General features: G+C 44.0%; 13 protein-coding genes and 1 pseudogene. 7 read left to right on the forward strand and 7 right to left on the reverse strand.

Annotation, left to right across the window (positions count from 1 at the left end):
- Window positions 1-6: 6 nt before the first annotated feature.
- From N5E84_RS20460 to N5E84_RS20470, 3 genes and pseudogenes are all read right to left on the reverse strand, one after another.
- Window positions 7-975 (reverse strand): IS30 family transposase, encoded by a 969-nt coding sequence (locus N5E84_RS20460; RefSeq protein WP_095661356.1) that lies wholly within the window; start codon window positions 973-975, stop codon window positions 7-9.
- Window positions 976-1,067: 92 nt separating this feature from the next.
- Window positions 1,068-1,295 (reverse strand): annotated as a pseudogene (tnpA, locus tag N5E84_RS20465) (IS200/IS605 family transposase); the annotation flags it as partial.
- A gap of 556 nt (window positions 1,296-1,851) precedes the next feature.
- Window positions 1,852-2,745, reverse strand: a complete 894-nt coding sequence (locus N5E84_RS20470; protein WP_019283169.1) for a DMT family transporter — start codon at window positions 2,743-2,745, stop codon at window positions 1,852-1,854.
- A gap of 113 nt (window positions 2,746-2,858) precedes the next feature.
- Here N5E84_RS20470 and N5E84_RS20475 point away from each other — a divergent pair, with 113 nt between their 5' ends.
- The 3 genes from N5E84_RS20475 to N5E84_RS20485 all read left to right on the forward strand — a co-directional run bounded on the left by N5E84_RS20475 (window position 2,859) and on the right by N5E84_RS20485 (window position 5,653).
- On the forward strand, window positions 2,859-3,350 hold the full coding sequence (locus tag N5E84_RS20475; protein WP_019283170.1) for a MarR family winged helix-turn-helix transcriptional regulator: 492 nt from the start codon (window positions 2,859-2,861) through the stop codon (window positions 3,348-3,350).
- 483 nt (window positions 3,351-3,833) lie between these two features.
- Window positions 3,834-4,556: a ParB-like protein gene (locus N5E84_RS20480; RefSeq protein ID WP_019283285.1), complete on the forward strand. Its 723-nt coding sequence runs from the start codon at window positions 3,834-3,836 to the stop codon at window positions 4,554-4,556.
- A gap of 266 nt (window positions 4,557-4,822) precedes the next feature.
- Window positions 4,823-5,653: a TerC family protein gene (locus N5E84_RS20485; RefSeq protein WP_069212156.1), complete on the forward strand. Its 831-nt coding sequence runs from the start codon at window positions 4,823-4,825 to the stop codon at window positions 5,651-5,653.
- Window positions 5,654-5,720: 67 nt separating this feature from the next.
- On the opposite strand, the gene N5E84_RS20490 is transcribed toward N5E84_RS20485, so the two are convergent.
- The 3 genes from N5E84_RS20490 to N5E84_RS20500 form a co-directional block, all read right to left on the reverse strand.
- Window positions 5,721-7,421, reverse strand: a complete 1,701-nt coding sequence (locus N5E84_RS20490; protein ID WP_019283284.1) for a methyl-accepting chemotaxis protein — start codon at window positions 7,419-7,421, stop codon at window positions 5,721-5,723.
- 302 nt (window positions 7,422-7,723) lie between these two features.
- Entirely contained in the window at window positions 7,724-8,893 is a 1,170-nt protein-coding gene (locus N5E84_RS20495) for an ISL3-like element ISVa10 family transposase (protein WP_076611988.1), read from the reverse strand.
- Between the two features lie 449 nt (window positions 8,894-9,342).
- Window positions 9,343-10,212, reverse strand: coding sequence for a LysR family transcriptional regulator (locus tag N5E84_RS20500; protein WP_019282654.1), 870 nt, complete (start codon window positions 10,210-10,212; stop codon window positions 9,343-9,345).
- Between the two features lie 142 nt (window positions 10,213-10,354).
- Between N5E84_RS20500 and ampC the strand changes: the two genes are divergently transcribed.
- The 4 genes from ampC (at window position 10,355) to ltrA (ending at window position 16,103) form a co-directional block, all read left to right on the forward strand.
- Window positions 10,355-11,512, forward strand: coding sequence for a class C beta-lactamase (gene ampC, locus N5E84_RS20505; RefSeq protein WP_029388315.1), 1,158 nt, complete (start codon window positions 10,355-10,357; stop codon window positions 11,510-11,512).
- Between the two features lie 277 nt (window positions 11,513-11,789).
- A complete protein-coding gene (locus tag N5E84_RS20510) occupies window positions 11,790-12,998 on the forward strand; it encodes an MFS transporter (RefSeq protein WP_019282656.1) in 1,209 nt (402 codons plus the stop codon).
- Entirely contained in the window at window positions 12,973-13,929 is a 957-nt protein-coding gene (gene yidZ, locus N5E84_RS20515) for an HTH-type transcriptional regulator YidZ (RefSeq protein WP_019282657.1), read from the forward strand. Before N5E84_RS20510 ends, yidZ begins: the two co-directional genes overlap by 26 nt.
- 701 nt (window positions 13,930-14,630) lie before the next feature.
- The gene (gene ltrA, locus N5E84_RS20520; protein WP_019282658.1) at window positions 14,631-16,103 is read left to right on the forward strand and encodes a group II intron reverse transcriptase/maturase; all 1,473 of its coding nucleotides are present in this window, start codon (window positions 14,631-14,633) and stop codon (window positions 16,101-16,103) included.
- Between the two features lie 287 nt (window positions 16,104-16,390).
- Here ltrA and N5E84_RS20525 read toward each other — a convergent pair whose 3' ends face one another.
- Complete coding sequence (locus N5E84_RS20525) at window positions 16,391-17,584, reverse strand: acetate/propionate family kinase (RefSeq protein ID WP_029388316.1); 1,194 nt, start codon at window positions 17,582-17,584, stop codon at window positions 16,391-16,393.
- Window positions 17,585-17,599: the final 15 nt, after the last annotated feature.

Genomic DNA, 17,599 nt, shown 5'->3' on the forward strand with positions numbered 1-17,599 from the left:
CACTTTCTACAGATGCGCATGAATATACTCCGTTGGTGTTCTATACCCAAGCCTTTTGCGTGGGCGTGTATTTAATTTATATGCAATTTCATTACACAGCTTCTGTGTCACGTGTGACATGGAGGTTCGTTTTGGTAAGTATTGTCGTATCAAACCATTGGTGTTTTCATTAGTGCCTCGTTCCCATGAATGGTATGGATTTGCAAAGTAAAACAGGCAGTTATGATGTTTTTCTAGTTGTGCATAACCATGAAATTCAGTGCCGTTATCTGATGTTATCGTTTTAAAAGGTAAGTCAGAGCGGGTCATGATTTTGCTCATTCTTACGTTGAGTGACTCGCTTGTTCTATCGTCCATTTGACCGATAAAAGTGTAGCCAGTCATTCTGTCGACTAAAGTGACGATACAGTGCTTGGTTCCGCGACCCACGACGGTATCAATTTCCCAGTGGCCAGGCTCTTTTCGATGCTCAGCGTCTGCAGGTCTTTCGGCAATATGACGCTTATTTGCCAGCCGTCCTCGACTGTCTTTTGAGTTGTACCTTTTACGCCTTTTCTTGGTGGATTGGCGTAGGTGTTTCCATAACGTTCCACCGAGAGTTTTATCGTTCCAAACGTGCTGATAAATGAGCTCGTGGCTCATTGTTGGATAGCCTCTCATTCTTAGGTATCCGACGATTTGGTCAGGGCTCCAATCCAGTCGTAGCAATGCTTCAGGTAGTCTGAAGTCAAGTTCGGTATAGCGTTTATTTCGCCGTGAACGACTAAGCCGGTTGCGCGCCATTTGCTGTGCTCGCTCTGGTTGATAAGAGTATCTATCGAAGAACTTGTTGTAACGACAATTACGTTCAATTTCTCGATAGATAGTGGCTTTGTGACGCCCCAGTTGTTTAGCTATTTTTGCGGTACTGATCCCTTGCTTTCTGAGCGCAGAAATCATATACCTTTCAATCTCAGTGAGGTGTGTGTATTTCATGTTTTTTACTTCTTGGCGGGAGCAAACTTCATGATTATCGCACCTTACTGTTTTTATGTTCAGAGGTGTCGCACTTCGTACTTGAATCCAAGGGATGAAACACTCATCTTAGGTGGTATCTCTAAAAGCATATGAATATGATCTGCGCAGCATTCCGCTTCAATAATATTCACGTTTTTCCATTCACATAGCTTTCTAAGTATCTCGCCTACTGCCCTTCGTTTCTCACCATAGAACACCTGTCTTCGATACTTAGGTGCAAAAACCACATGATATTTACAGTTCCATCGCGTATGCGCTAAGCTCTTTTCGTCCCCCATTGGGACCCCCTTTCAATTCTTAATTAACTCTTGCAGTTGCCAGACCACAAGACGTTTTTATCAAATTGAAAGGGGTTATATAACTGACTTATAGCTGTAAGCTTTACGGAACCCCCAGCCTAGCTGGGGGTTTTCTCGATACAATAAAGGCGAACTGAGAAGTTCGCCTTTTTGTTAGGCTGTAAAACGATTTTTGGACAATTGTGAGTTACGAAGTGCCCACAGTGAAGGTTCTGGACAAAACTGTTTTAGCAAACTTCATCCATTATCATAAATGACATACACCCAACGCTCACGAAACTAATTCCCTCTTATCGTGGAGAACCACACTTAATACGACTTCAGGTCGTACGGACATAAATGGGGTTACCGACACGAACTATTTCCACTAAATTCGCATAATTTAAACTATAAAGAATATAGGAAATAGCTTCGACCTCGAGAGGTTCACCTAATGATCTTCTTGAAGTTGGCTATTGAAAACAAATTATTCAGAAAATATTTAGTCCAAAGCGAGTTTGCACGCTGGCTGCCAGATACAATTGTAATCTTCATATTAGTTCCTTTTTAAAAGTAAATTATTAGATGACGAATTTGTACGAGGGGCTGCCAAAGCGATAGCAACTAGGACAAACATTGCCCCTAATAATTGAAGCCAAGTTAAGGTTTGATCGAGAATGAGATAACCCAACACACATGCAGATACGCTACTGAGAAAACCGAGAAAAGAAACGGTAACCGGTGGCAGCTTTTCTATTCCTCGAAACCATAAGGAGTAGCCTAAAATTGCGCCTATTACACTCAGATACAGATATCCAATATAATTTGACAAACTTAAATGTTCAGGAAGCCCTTCAACCCATAAGGCCACTGGCAGCAGCATGAACCCACCAAAAAGCAGTTGCCAACCGGTGAAACTCAGTAAAGTTATCTCTCTAGGTCTTTCCCATTTTTTTGTTAATACAACCCCAGAAGCCATACTTAATGTACCAATAGAAGCAACAACAACTCCTAATAAATTGATCTGTACAGCACTGTTGATGACCAGCAAGACAATACCTGAGATTCCAACCACACTAGCCCAAATTTGACGCGATGATAGCTCTGATTTTAGCCACTTCCAGCTTAGTAGGAGTACGAACATAGGCTGGATAGACATCACTATCGACGCCATCCCCCCAGGTAGATAAGTTGCAGCAAAGAATAGACAGTAGAAAAACAAGCCAATATTTAAAAAGCCAAGTAACGCAAGACGGCTCAGCCACTTGCTATCAGGTAACGTCTTGCTAATTAAGACTAGAAACAAACCTGCCGGCAAAGCTCGAATTGTTGATGCAAGCAACGGTGACTCAGCTGGCAACAACTCAGTGGTAACAATATAAGTACTTCCCCAGACAATCGGCGCTATAGCGGTCAAACCGATTGTCCTTATCTGATGTAATCCTTTCATAATGATTCCTTCAAATTAAAAATATCTCTTGTAAAAGATACTTTCTTTAAAGTAATGGATATTTAACTTATGATCAAGTATCTTTTTAGTAAGATATTTATAGGAGAGATAAAATGTCATTGGATAATGTCGATTCCATTTTGATTCAGTGGAAAAGTGTCAGACCCGATCTGGATTGTTCTTCTATGGGAGTCATTGGACGTTTACGTCGAACCAGTAATGTCTGGAAGAGTAAAATGGATAAGGTGTTTAAAGAACATGGGTTAAGCAGCATCGAATTCGATATTTTAGCAACGATGCGTCGAAGCGATCCTTCCGGTATTACACCAACAGAGTTATATAAGACACTCATGCTTTCTTCAGGCGCTGTAAGTACGCGTTTAGATCAGTTAGTAAAAAAAGGATTGGTAGGGCGTATTTATAGCGAACACGACCGGCGAAGCTGCAAAGTCACTTTGACCTCAAAAGGTGTTAAGTGTGTTGATACTGCGTTAAACGATCATGTTGAAAACATGGATAAAATGCTGAATGTATTGACTAAAAAAGAACAAGATCAACTTGCTGATTTACTACGCAAGGTATTGATTTATGATGAAAACGAATAAAGAGAATTTTGAGGGTTGTAGTGGATATAACATGTTTCAGCAAACTATATCGCTCATCATAAATAGCATACTCTCAACGCTCACGAAACTAATTCCCTCCCCTTCAAAGGGAGTGGTGTTTCTTGGTTGCTAGCAGCACCCCCTCCTAACCTCCCCCTGAAAGGGGGAGGAACATAACGGGGCAAAAGTGTGTTGGCGGCTCGCTAATCACTCTACTCTGAAACACACTCAAAATGATAAACTTTAATGAATTCATTCAAAGTTACAACTTCACACCATAACTGTAACTCTATGATTTTTATTAAAATATATACCGATTGATAAATTCTCCAATACCTTATCGATGTTTTCTGTACCGTTAGGCTTCAAACTCCTACAATGCAAGGCAGAGGGTCGGTGAAGGCTAAACTTTCACTTTTACATATTGAATACTCAACAACGCATTTGATTGCATTGGTACCGTCATCATTCAAAAGGAATAGTATGTTGAGCAAAGGATGGATATTGCTTGCCGCCGCAATCATCAATCAGGAAGCATGGGCACTCGCTCCTTGCGGGACAGACAGTGGCATCGGGGACTGGTGCAACCTAGATATTAATCAGCTACACCCCACTCAGGCCGGGGTTGGTCAACAACAAGTTGATAAAACACAAGCCAAACTGGCGACAAAAAGCCCAGCACAACTTAAGAAGTACATGAAAAAGAAAAAGATCCCGGTAATCGTAGATGCTGATGGCCAATATTGGTTGGTTGACCGACATCATCTAACCAAGGCGCTTTGGCAGCAAGGTGTGAAAGAGGTGACCGTCCACATCCTTGCTCACCTCGACAACAAGGAGAGCTTTTGGCAAGACATGCAAGGCAACCACTGGACATGGCTGCGCGATGAAAAAGGAGCCCCGCTAACTCCCGATCAATTACCTGTACACATAAGTAAGCTACCCGACTACCCCTACCGCTCTTTGGCAGGTGAACTACAAGATGCCGGTTATTACAGCAAGCATGAACAGGTTTATTTTGTTGAGTTTGCTTGGGCTAGCTGGCTTGGGGAGCAAATGAATTGGGTGCCGGTCAATGCGAGTACGCTCCCAGAACGACTCGAACAAGCTGCACAACTGGCATGTAGCTCAGCCGCTAAGGCTCTGCCTGGTTACCCCGGAGAGCAGTGTTCAACTATGCACCACCTCATCAACACGGCAAACTAAGGTTCTATCGCAAAGCGTGATTTAAATAAGACTCATCATTTTGAAGATACAATTAGCCTGCGAGCAAACAAATAGCTCGTAGGGCGTTGTTCGATAAGATGAATATGTATTTTGTTACAAATCGCCCTCTTGTCTTGTGGTTCAGTCAATGATTTACTGTCGCTTCCCTAGCAACAGAGGCTTTTATTGACAATGGACGACCCCTTCAGGCGACCAATATTTACTGATTCCCCCCTTTACCGTGCCCCCTTACTTAAGGAGGCCACATGTTAGAACTCTTCCTACTACCCGAAACTTGGGCAATATTTGCCACACTGCTTGCTTTAGAAGTGGTTCTTGGCGTTGATAATGTAGTGTTCATTTCCGTCTTATGTGAACGGCTCCCCGTTCAGCAGCGGCCGCTTGCGCGTAACTTAGGCATTTTGTTAGCGGTTACCGCTCGGATTGGTTTGGTTTTTTCTATCAGTTGGCTGATGTCGTTAACTGCACCGATAGTCGTTTGGTTTAGCAACGAATTATCTGGACGAGATTTTATCCTCATCTTCGGCGGTGCTTTTCTGTTATTCAAAGCAGCAAAAGAGTTGTGGAACTGGATAATGCCTGATGAGCATTCACATACGACGACAGTAAGTGCTGGCCTTGCGGTCGTATTACTGCAAATTGTCGCGGTTGACGCGGTATTTTCCATGGATTCGGTAATCACTGCGGTGGGTCTAACTAACGATATTCCTATCATGGTCGCGGCCATTTTAGCGTCTGCGGTGATCATGATATTAACCGCAGCGCGCATTAACGCCTTAGTCACCCGTTATCCGGGTTTTAAAACGCTGGCATTACTGTTTTTAATGATGCTGGGCGGTTTGTTAATCGCGGAAGGTGTTGAGCTGCACATCAATAAAGGCTACGTCTATTTTGCGATGGCGTTTGGTTTGGCAATGGAGATTTGTCATATTCAATGGGCGAAGAAACAAGCAATCCAGATTAAGCAGCTACGTCCGTTAAAGCTATATACGTCTACATCAAAGCTACATACGTCAAAACCATATTCGTTAAAAAGACCCATGCCTTTACTAAGGTCAAAGTCCTCAGCACATTGAAGAGATAATTAATATCAGAAGGGCGAACAGCAACGTCGCCCTTTCTTCTATCCGAATACTATTGACGTTAAGCTAATTTACGCACACTAAATTGGCTCATTAACGCTTTTAAATCATTGGCTTGCTGTGATAAATCATTACTAGCGTTAGCGGTTTCTTCCGTGCTCACTAATACTTTGTCGCCTGAATCACGAATACCTAACAAATTTTGGCTGACTTCTTCAGCACTCACGGCTTGTTGCTCGCTGGCGGAGGCGACTTGCAAGTTAGATTGCATCAGTTCGTCTAACGCTCCCGCTATCGAATAGAGCTGAGCTTTTGCACTATCGACGAGTGTTGATGATTCGCTGATCTGCTGGTCATTATCTTCTATCGATTTTGCAGCAATTTGAGCTTTATTCACCAACACTTGGATCAAACTGCTGATTTCATGAGTCGCTTCTTGGCTGCGAGAAGCCAAAGCGCGCACTTCATCAGCCACAACCGCAAATCCTCTTCCTTGCTCACCCGCCCTTGCCGCTTCAATTGCAGCGTTGAGTGCCAACAAGTTGGTTTGCTCTGAAATCGAATCAACCACTGAAACGAAATTCTGAATTTTATGTGTGCTGTCTTGTAACTCTAAGATCATTTTCTGTGAGTTAGCCGCGTTAATCACCAATTGATGGGAGATTTTTTGTGTCACATCTGTCGTTTCACAAGCCGCTTTAACGCTGTTATCTGCACGAGTAGTCGACTCCGCGGCACCTTCAGCATTACTCGCCACTTCTGTAATCGTTGATGCCATTTGCTCCATTGCAGCCGCAACTTGCTGAGTGCTCTCTTGCTGTACAAGCATCGCTTTACGGTTATTCTCTGCCAACACATTTAATTCCGTCACCAGCCCTGCAATGCTGTTTGCTCTTTGAATCACCTCACCAACGGTTTTACTCAACGAGTCCGCCATGGTGTTCATACTTTGCGTCAACTGGCCGATCTCATCTTTTGACTCTGGCACAATGTGCTGATCAAAATGACCATTTGCCATTTTAGCCGCTATATTTCTCACTTTTAGCACAGAGCGAACAATTTGACGGCTGAGTAACGTCCCCATAACAAGGCCAAGAATTATCGAAACGACAGCTAATGTTATTGTGCCCTGCAATGCTCTGTGTTCTTCATCCTCAGTAATGAGAATAGAGGTTGCTGTTTTTTGCTCTAAATCGCGTAGAAAATGTTCAATTTCGGTATTAAATGACTTTTGCATATTTTCTAGTGCGAGTGCTTGCGGCGCAAGTTGTTCTACTGGCTCATTACTATTTAAGCGCTTGAGTAATTGAAATAAAGCCACCTCATACTGGTGATAAGAACGTTCTAACGCTTCAAATGTTTGGTATCGGTTTTGGCTCTCTTGATCAACACCCTTCGCTTGACGATGCTTCTTTGCATCACTAAGTATTTGCTTCGCTTGTGTCAATTCAGACTCCAACACTTTTGCGATGTTTTCTGTCTTCTGAGTAAGGTCTTTCAGCGCTTGTGAGTTGCCTTCGACAGGGATTTTAGTCAGTCGAAAAGCCTTTTCTAACACGATCGAGCTTTCCAACTGTTTGATGGTGATATCCGACGTCAACCGGATTAAAGGAATACTTTCATCCGCGATTTCTTCAATTTCGAGCGCAATACGATTCATTTTTAAAGCGCTAAAGCTTGCAACACCAACAATTAGGCACAGCATTAGCGTAATTAGCGAAATCATTTTTTGGGTAATCGATAAGTCTTTAATCCACTGCATAAATGCGCTCTCCAAACACAATCATTAAAGCCATTCGTTTATATGAATATTGTTATGCTGTTAAAGATAGTTGAGTAAAACCTAAAGCACACTATTTCTAATACTAAGTAACTAGAGGTCATATCTGTTCAAGCGAGTAGAAAACTCTGCTTTTACTTATCAGTCAGTGTGTTAAAGAAAAAGCCCGAACGCTTGGGTTCGGGCTTTAAGATAGGGAACAAGGCTTACTGCGTTAGATGCGCTCTACACATTCACGAGAAATTACCAGCTCTCAATAAATTAGTAGATGGGCTCTTCTCCGCTTAGGTGAGCTTGATATTTGGGTAAAAAGTTGAGTGTGTATCGGGAACCGATGTTTGTCTGATCTTCAATTTGAAATAGTCTGTATCTCTCACCCCTCTTGCCCTTCGTCTGAGTAAGCCAATCGAGACATTACCTGCTTCTACCCGAGCGTTAGTCAGTTTGTATTTTCCGTAGTTACAAATACCCACTTTTCTTTCCAATAAAGCATCGGCAAAATTAATTAAGGAAAGTATTCTGGTCGATTTGGCAAGACGACACCAAGCTTCTAGAGCTGCCACCATTGTTTCGTAATCGGGTTCATCCCATATGGCTTGTAGCTGCTCTTTGAGCATGTAAACAACGCACAAAGTCTTGTTGCTCTCAAGTAAGTCATCAAGTCTGTCAGACTGTCTATCATCCAATTTGTGAGCGTTTTTCAGTAGGAGGAAGAGCGTTCCTTTCAACATTTTTTTTTCGTCGTGAGAGCCATTTCTAAAAGCTTTTGCTCTCTCTTTTTTGATTAAGATGCAGTAGTTCTGCATGACATGAAATCGGTCAAAAACAATATCAGCATTGGGAAGCATTTTCCTGACCGCCGACTGGTAAGACTGGCCCATATCCATTGATACTGCTTTGATTCCTGATTTGGTTTCTTCTGATAGTTGCTCAAAGAAGGAGATCAGAACTTCTGCTTTTCGGCCATGTTCAACCCAAATTAAATGCCCAGAGACGAGGTCATAAACAACCGTCATATAATCGTGTCTCTTGGCTCTGGCAACTTCATCGACGCCAATATGAACCAAGTTATTCAGTTTCTCGGGGTCTAATGCTGGTAAGCTTGAACGCAAGTATTCCCTATCGATATTTTTTACTGTTTCCCAACGGATTCCTAAATGTTGAGAGACGGCATGTATGCTCATATGGCGACATAACCCACTGATGAACTTGCAAAAGCGAGCGGTATAACGACCACCTTTAGCCACATATTCAGTCTCTTCGATCAACCGTCGTCCTTCTTTGTCTCTAGTTTTAGCCAGCTCAACCTCAATCGTACAAGGTCGCCCACTCACAGGTAAATCTTGAAGACGTCTTTTAACGTAGTGATCGACGGTGCAGGAAGTCCCTGATATTGGCTCTTTGACTTTATACCTACGATCTCGACGACAGCGAACGAGTACGCCTTGGGACATTTCTTCTATTGAACAAGATTCAACACACTGGCCTTTAAAGCTAAATAACGAGGAAGACAAAGACGACAAAATAGACTACTGACTTATTTTTAAAATAAGCATTATAAATCATGTGATTATGATGAATGAGCCTGTGCATACAGACTCATGAAAGCGGAGAAGAGCCGTAGATGTATGGCAAACAACCTCTATTTGAGATAGCCAACTATTCTCATTCACTAAAGTCAAGCAGTTTGGTCTAGGGAGTTACGAACATGGAGGCAAGTGCATTAGCTTTAAGCACTGTAATCCATGCGGTTGCGTCACGCGCTATACCACAACTGAAGCGTGGGATAGTGATCTTCGGGCAGTGAACTCTCGGATGTTTGATCCCATAGGTGGCTAACATCGATGTCCGCTATTTTGATGGCCTGACAGCTGGACGTTTCAGAATTAATACCCGTTCACCATCAGCAACACTCCAGGATCCACTGCTTGAATAGAGTCTGCGCTTTGGTCTCAGTTTGACTTTGGAGTCTTGTTAGCCAGTAGGATCCGCTGTCGAGAAAGATATCGAAGGGTTGAATGAGCTTCTCTTCAATGAGTGCCTTTTCAAACATAACGGGAGGCGCTAATGCAATCCCTAGTCCCTGAATTGCTGCTTCAATCATCGAAATGGATGAGTCAAAGGTAATGCTATTGAGCCTGGACTTAGGTAGCGATATACGGGCTTGTTGAAACCACAACGACCACTCCTCAGGATTATATGAACGGAGCAAAGTGTAGCCCAGAATGTCCTGCGGTTTCTCTAAGTGATGGCCGATCGTTTTATTGCAAAGCACGGTTAAAGGGGCAGGAAACAAATGCTCTGCTTCGGTCGCATGCCATCTGCCTTTGCCATAACGAATAAAGAAGTCCAGCCCTTCGGACACGGGATCAGCCACGTTGTTGTTGGTCGAGATTCTGACATCGATATAAGGAAAACGTTCATTAAAGTCTTTAATTCTTGGGAGCAACCAGTTCAGAGCGAAGGTGCCCACAACACCAACACTGACCACTTCTCGGTGAATTCCTTGTTCAAGCATCTCTAGCGTATCGGTCATACTGTCAAACGCATTTTTAACCACCGGCAATAACATCATTCCTTCATCGGTCAGCGCTAATCCCCGCGGAAGACGGTAAAACAGCGCTCCCCCCAATTGCTGCTCCAACATCTTAACCTGCTGACTGATCGCCGCCTGCGTGACACAGAGCTCGATAGCTGCTTTTGTGAAGTTTAAATGCTTAGCAGAGATAAGAAATGCCCTCAGTGCATTCAGCGGTAAATGTGTGATGTTCATGATTAGATCTTAGTTAAACTTATGGCTGGATTTAGTTTTAACACATTGTTCTCTTATAAATCTATTTTTATGATTAGCGTGTCCTATGGTGATATATATTAAAAACAATAAGTAAAACTTATAAATGGAGAGATTAACTTCAATGTGTGTAAGAAGACTAACCATCAATACAATAGCTCTGGCTATGTTGTTTGCGCCTAACGTTCGCGCGGCTGGGGTGGGAGAAAAATTAAAAAACGAGGTCGATAAACAGGCTCAAGCATTGATGCAGAACTATCATATTCCGGGTATGGCGTTTGGTGTTGTCGTTGAGGGGAAGACGTATTTTTACAATTACGGTGTGGCTGATACAGCGCAAAACCAGCCTGTGTCTGAAGCGACGATTTTTGAGTTGGGTTCTGTCAGTAAAACATTCGCAGCCACATTGGCGAGCTACGCGCAGGTGAAGGGGCAACTGTCGTTAACGGATACTGCGGAGCAACACATGCCAGAACTAAAAGGCAGCACCATCGGTGCACGAACCTTGCAAGAGTTAGGAACGTACATCGCAGGCGGGTTGCCGTTGCAGTTTCCAGATACGGTGAAAAACAATCAGGATATGGTTCAGTACTATCGAAATTGGGACGAAGTGTACCCAAGCAACACTAAAAGAGTCTATTCGAACCCCAGTATCGGTTTGTTTGGCTATATAGCCGCATTAAGCCTGAAAGAGGACTACGTGTCTGCTATGGAAAAAAATGTGTTCCCAGCACTGAGTATGTCCAATACCTACATCCATGTGCCGGATAACAAAATGAAAGAGTATGCGTTTGGCTATAACGCGAACGGCGAAGCCGTGAGAGTGAATCCGGGCGTACTGGATGCAGAGGCGTATGGAGTCAAGTCCACCAGTTCGGACATGGTACAGTACATCAAAGCTAATCTGGGGTTGGCCGTAGTCGCAACCGATATGCAACAAGCACTGGTCAATAACAGGACTGGCTTCTATCAGTCCAGTACTTTTATGCAAGGTTTGGCGTGGGAGATGTACCCGTATCCCAGTCAGCTCAGTGCCCTTTTAGAAGGCAATTCGACGGACGTAATCATTAAGCCTCAAACAATCCAGATAAACACGCCGCCGACACCACCAACGAACGGAGTATGGGTCAACAAAACAGGCTCGACCAGTGGGTTTGGTGCTTACGTGGTCTACATTCCAAGCAAAGAATCGGGTATCGTGATTCTTGCCAATAAAAACTACCCAAATCAGGAACGAGTGAAAGCGGCATTCCGTATTCTGCAGGCAGGACTAGAACAGTAAGCGCAACTAGGTTATATAAAGTCTGAACATTCATGTTCGCGGTTGGTGAGCATGAATGTTTGTTTATTGAACCAATATATAGAAAAGGCGTAGTAGCTCAAGGAAAAATCAAGCATGTATGAAAAACAGGGGGCCTTACTAACGTAAATCCCTGACATACCGATACATTTAATTTACTAATGTAGTAAATGGAAATACCTGTTGTCATAAAGGTAACGCGCCAAGTTCAGAGATGTCTCATATTATCCTCGTAAACCCAACCACTTACGAGACCACCATGAAACCAGCGGCTAATGTATCCCGATATCTGCTATGCAGCTTTGCCTTTGTGCTGCTCTATCCCACTGCCATCGATCTCTATTTGGTTGCCTTGCCACAAATTGCCAACGATCTTTCTGCAAGTGAATCCCAACTTCATATCGCCTTTTCTGTTTATCTTGCGGGTATGGCTTCTACTATGGTGTTTGTAGGACGAGCTGCTGACCGTTTTGGCCGTAAACCTGTCGCCATGTGTGGGGCAGTGATCTTCTCGCTTGCTTCGACGTTGGCGGGTTCAGCGGAAACCAGTGATAGCTTCCTAGTTATGCGTTTCTTCCAAGGCGTTGGAGCGGCATGTTGCTACGTTGTAGCCTTCGCTATTTTGCGTGATACCTTAGATGACCAAATGCGGGCTAAAGTGCTTTCAATGCTTAATGGCATCACTTGTTCGATTCCCGTGCTAGCACCTGTTATCGGTAATCTGATCATGATTAAGTTTCCATGGACTGTGCTGTTCACTGCCATGGCACTGATGGGGGTAGCCATAGGTTTGATAGCTTGCTTTGTATTGAAGGAAACCTTACCTAAAAATGAGCGTCACTGTATCACTGCGAATGACGGCTCAAATGAGTCACTGTTTAACCGTTTCTTTATCTCGCGCGTTGTTTACACATCCTTGGGTGTGACTGCGATTCTTTCTTATGTGAATACCTCACCGATGATTGTTATGGATATTCTTGGCCTTACAAGAGGTGAGTATTCTACTGCTATGGCACTGCTTGCCATGGTGGGTATGGTAACGTCATTTTCAGCGCCTGTGGCCCTCTCTTACTTCAAACAAACGACATTAATGTTTTCAGCTCAGGTAACCATTTTGCTGTCGGTTATCGTCATTCTTGCGGCTCACTTGAATGGCGATAACTCGACACTCTATATGGCTGGATTCGCCTTAATCAGCATGGGCTTTTCAATGGGGTTTGGTGTGGCAATGAGTCAAGCACTCAGTTTGTTCTCTCGCAAAGCTGGGTTAGCAAGCTCCATGCTTGGTATTGCTCAGGTATCGTGTTCGGCAATATTTATCTGGTTGATGGCGCTTTTAGGCCTCTCGGTAGTGATGATATTAATCATTGCCTTGGTCGCGAGTGGCGTAATTGGCCTCTCTCTAATAGTATTGTTTCCATATCATAATGTTAGTGAAAGCCATGAAGAAATCTCTTGCCCGACTTGATCTCAATTTATTGCTCACTCTGCAGTTGCTCTTGCAAGAGCAGAGTGTCACGAAAACGGCGAAAAAGCTGAATGTAACACCCTCATCGGTGAGTAAGTCACTGGCTAAATTACGTGATTGGTTTGACGACCCTTTATTTGTGAACACGCCGCTGGGACTTAAACCAACAACACTTGCGACGAGCATGCAAGAAAGCTTGTCAGACTGGATGCAAATCGGTAATCAGATTGCATCACGACGAGGTGATGATGCGCCGAGTGGTGTGAAGTTTCACCTTGGCGTCGAGTCGCCATTGTCACTCATTATGGTGGATGAGCTGACTAAACGAATTCATGACACGTATCCCGATTCTAAAGTGAAGTACCACAATTGGGATTACGATTCATTAGAAGCGATTACGCGCGGTGAAGTGGATATCGGTTTTACGGGGCGAGAGAGCCACCCTCGCTCTAAGGAGTCGCTAGAACTGCTGCCATATTTCATCAATTTTGAAGTTCTATTTTCCGACCTGCCTATGGTGTATATCCGAAAAGACCACCCAGCGATTGAGCAGGAATGGAACTTGGAGACCTTCTTAAGCTACGCCCATATCAATGTTACATGGGAGAAGAACGACAGCTGGGCGTTGGATGAGATTTTGGCTGAGCAGGGACATACGCGCAATGTTAGCCTAACAATGGCAAGCTTCGAACAAGCGCTGTTTGTAGCAGAGAAGCCCAGCCATCTAATGTTAACCACGGCACCCAAGTATTGTCAGCGATATTGTGAACAACTGCACCCTAACTTGGTATCGCTACCCATTCCAATTTCGCAAGAATATCAGCATAAGCTACTGATTCCATTTACGATGATCTGGCATAAGCGCAATAATCAGAATCCTAAAATCGTATGGTTAAGGGAGACAATAAAAAGCTTGTATAGCATAAATTGAATGTTCAGGTGACATATGAACAGCTCCCGCTAAATCATTGAGGTTAGGTAGGGACTCCCATTAGTTTTGGTACCACCAATTTAGAACGCTTCCCTCTACTCTGATAGCGCTTTCAACTCATTATGGGGCGTGCGACGTGAGGTCGTATGAAGCGCTGTTCACCGCTTAATGTGTGAACCATCTGTATCACCAGATGAACCTAGGACTCTGAATAAAGTAGCGAGTCTGACAATGTAACGAAGGCTGGTCATGCACCAGTCGGGATCTAAATCGCGAGAGAACGATCCTCCTGATAACCACAATCGGGTGAGTGCTAGGTAGTCAGCATGATGAACATAAGTGAATCCGCATAAGGTGCGTTATATGATGAATCAGCGGAAGTGGTTAATACGCTGTGGCCAAAAGGCATGAGAGTCGGAAAGAGATTGCCCCGTGCTCTTTCGTGATCGTTGAACTCTCCGCACTATAGCGGGCATCTACACTGACTTTGCGCGACATACGGAACACGGTAAGCCTGTATCACTCCCTCTGGGAAAGCCTTCGTGGCCGATAGTGATGCAGGTATAGGAGGTTGGAAAAAGCGAAGGCTGCATTGTAACGATGCAGATACAGATTCATATCTGATCACGAAAGTGGGCTGACTTCCGACTGGTCTTCCGTTGCAAGAGAATTTGAAGAACTTTATTCAAGGAGAAACGCAAATGATGATTTCAAAAGAGATTAGTGCCTCTCCTGACAGTGCTCAATGGCAATCCACCAATTGGAAAGACGTTGAATCTCATGTTTTAAAGCTTCAGATGCGTATTGCAAAGGCAACACGAGAAGGTAAACACAGCAAAGCGAAAGCGTTGCAGTGGATACTGACTCACTCGCGATCAGCAAAACTTCTTGCTGTTAAGCGGGTATCTCAAAATAAAGGCAGTAAAACGCCTGGAATTGATGGCGTTATCTGGAATACAGATACGCGCCGCATGAAAGCAGTCAATCAATTGAGCAGAAAAGCTTATCAAGCCAAACCGCTCAAGCGTATCTACATCCCCAAGAAAAATGGCAAGCTCAGACCACTGGGTATCCCCTGCATGGCCGATAGAGCGCAGCAAGCGCTTCATCTTCTTGCTCTGGAGCCTGTATCAGAAACACTTGCCGACCCTAACAGCTATGGATTTAGACCAAACCGCAGCACTGCCGATGCAGTCGCACAGTGCTTCAAGTGTCTGGCATTAAAGAAATCAGCTCAATGGGTTCTTGAGGGAGACATCAAAGCCTGTTTCGACAAGATCGGACATCAATGGCTTATGGACAACATTGCCGTAGATAAACGTATGTTGGAACAATGGCTAAAGTCTGGTTTTATAGACAAAGGGTTGTTCTATCGCACTGACGAGGGAACACCACAAGGTGGGGTCATATCTCCGACCTTGATGCTTATGACTCTTGCAGGGCTTGAGCAACGCATAAAGTCTACTGCACTAAAAAAGGGTGCTAGAGCCAACTTTATTGGATACGCCGACGATTTCGTCGTCACCTGTGCTTCAAAGGAAGTGCTGGAGAACGATATTAAACCGTTGATTGCTGATTTCTTAGCAGAAAGAGGCTTAACACTCTCCGAAGAGAAAACGCACATTACCCATATCAGCCGTGGTTTTGACTTCCTAGGTTTTAATCATAGGAAGTACAAAGGAAAACTGCTCATTAAACCGAGTAAATCCAACACTTTGATGCTCTTGAGTAACTTGCGCGAACTCATCAAAAAGCACGCAACCATCCCCGTTAACGATTTAATCAAGTTGATAAATCCGAAACTCAGGGGTTGGTCGAATTACTATCGACACTGCGTTGCAAAACAGGTATTCGGATTTGTAGGTCACAAGCTATTCCATACGTTATGGCACTGGGCTAAAAGGCGTCATCCAACAAAATCTAGAACTTGGATCGCCCTTAAATACTTCATCAACCGTCAAGGTCAATGGCAATTTCACGGTTGGCAGAAGATCATGAATATGGATTGTCAGTTCAATCTGTTCCAAATAGCTAAGGTGCCAATAGAGAGACATGTGAAAATCAGGAGTGCCGCTACGCCTTTTGATCCTCAATACCAAGAATACTTGGCTAAGAGAAAATCAAAGAAGCCATGCCGTAACTCTTGGCATGAGCCTGCTCTCGCTGCTTTATAAGTTGCTGGGTGCCATCAGGTGCCTTTGTGAAGGCTTGAGCCTAGTGCGGTGAAAGTTGCACGCTGGGTTCTTAGAGGGACGACACTTGGTAACAGGTGTCGTCTACTCGACATCAACAACCCAGTACTAACCTCGCTAACTTAGATGCAAAAAAATGAATTGTAGAAGTCAATAGAGCTAGTAATGGGGGGGTCGCCATGCACATCCTTAGCGATGGTCTATCCAACATATGAGTACAAAAAAAGCGAGCACTAAGCTCGCTTTTATCTATTTGATTTTAAATGTAATTATAGCAACTCAACCGACTGTTGAGCGATCACGAATTCTTCGTTAGTTGGTACCACAAGCGCTACTGCATTTAGCATGTCTGATTTTGCGATAATGCCAGCATTACCGAATCGAGCTTGCTCGTTACCTTGCTCATCTTCCACAAAACCAAGAATTTTCAGGTTGCGTAGAATTTCACGACGAATAGGTAATGCGTTTTCGCCAATACCACCGGTAAAAATAATACCGTCGAGCGAATCAAGCGCTGCAAGGTATGATGCGATGTATTTCGCCACACGGTAGGTGAAGACTTGGAAGGCCAATGTAGCGCCTTCATGACCTTGCTCCATGGCTTCTAGAATGCCACGTGCATCGCTGGTTAAACCAGAAACACCCAAGAAACCAGAGGCTTTGTTCAATGAATTAAACACTTGTTCTTGCGTCCAACCCTTCTTCAATAGAAATTCAATGATACCGGGGTCAAGGTCACCACAGCGAGTGCCCATCATCAAACCGGAAAGCGGTGTAAAACCCATACTGGTATCGACACTCTGGCCATCTTTAATTGCGCACACTGACGCACCATTACCAAGGTGAACAGAAATAAAGCTGCTTTCTTCAACTGGCTTGTTGATCATTTTTGCCGCTTCACGGCTCACAAAATAATGGCTGGTTCCGTGGAAACCATAGCGGCGAATACCAAACTCAGTGTATAGCTCTTTTGCAATCGCACCTGTGTAGGCTTTTGCTGGCATGGTTTGGTGGAAAGCGGTATCAAAAACAGCAAACTGCGGTAACTCAGGAAACGCTAGCATTGCCGCGCGCATACCAATCGCGTGTGCTTTATTGTGTAGCGGTGCTAAATCACTAAGCGCTTCAACTTCGTTGACGATTTTTTCGTCTAACTTAACGGTCTTAGTAAACTTCTCGCCACCATGTACTACGCGGTGCCCAACCGCAACGACGTCATCAATCAAGCCGTAGCTTTTCACAAGCTCAACCAGTTTTGCAACCGCCAACAGGTGGTGATTCGCTTCACCTTGAATCGCACAATTGGCTTTTTCTCCGTTAAACTTCCAGCTCATACGGGCATCATCAAGCCCAAAGCATTCACCTAGACCACTCAGTACGGCATCCCCCGTATTTGAATCAATCACCGCAAACTTCAGTGATGAGCTGCCAGAGTTAATAACCAAAACAAACGAGTTCGACATGGGGTAAGTTTCCTG

Origin of the sequence: Vibrio sp. J502 (assembly GCF_025397955.1) — a bacterium.
Taxonomy (GTDB): domain Bacteria; phylum Pseudomonadota; class Gammaproteobacteria; order Enterobacterales; family Vibrionaceae; genus Vibrio; species Vibrio anguillarum.

Excerpts from the sequence above, each read along its gene's own strand:
- N5E84_RS20510 (WP_019282656.1), top strand. The coding sequence starts at position 11,790 with ATGAAACCAGCGGCTAATGTATCCCGATATCTGCTATGCAGCTTTGCC.
- N5E84_RS20470 (WP_019283169.1), bottom strand. The coding sequence starts at position 2,745 with ATGAAAGGATTACATCAGATAAGGACAATCGGTTTGACCGCTATAGCG.
- N5E84_RS20480 (WP_019283285.1), top strand. The coding sequence starts at position 3,834 with ATGTTGAGCAAAGGATGGATATTGCTTGCCGCCGCAATCATCAATCAG.
- N5E84_RS20475 (WP_019283170.1), top strand. The coding sequence starts at position 2,859 with ATGTCATTGGATAATGTCGATTCCATTTTGATTCAGTGGAAAAGTGTC.
- N5E84_RS20490 (WP_019283284.1), bottom strand. The coding sequence starts at position 7,421 with ATGCAGTGGATTAAAGACTTATCGATTACCCAAAAAATGATTTCGCTA.
- ltrA (WP_019282658.1), top strand. The coding sequence starts at position 14,631 with ATGATGATTTCAAAAGAGATTAGTGCCTCTCCTGACAGTGCTCAATGG.
- N5E84_RS20460 (WP_095661356.1), bottom strand. The coding sequence starts at position 975 with ATGAAATACACACACCTCACTGAGATTGAAAGGTATATGATTTCTGCG.
- ampC (WP_029388315.1), top strand. The coding sequence starts at position 10,355 with ATGTGTGTAAGAAGACTAACCATCAATACAATAGCTCTGGCTATGTTG.
- yidZ (WP_019282657.1), top strand. The coding sequence starts at position 12,973 with ATGAAGAAATCTCTTGCCCGACTTGATCTCAATTTATTGCTCACTCTG.
- N5E84_RS20500 (WP_019282654.1), bottom strand. The coding sequence starts at position 10,212 with ATGAACATCACACATTTACCGCTGAATGCACTGAGGGCATTTCTTATC.
- N5E84_RS20495 (WP_076611988.1), bottom strand. The coding sequence starts at position 8,893 with ATGTCCCAAGGCGTACTCGTTCGCTGTCGTCGAGATCGTAGGTATAAA.
- N5E84_RS20525 (WP_029388316.1), bottom strand. The coding sequence starts at position 17,584 with ATGTCGAACTCGTTTGTTTTGGTTATTAACTCTGGCAGCTCATCACTG.
- N5E84_RS20485 (WP_069212156.1), top strand. The coding sequence starts at position 4,823 with ATGTTAGAACTCTTCCTACTACCCGAAACTTGGGCAATATTTGCCACA.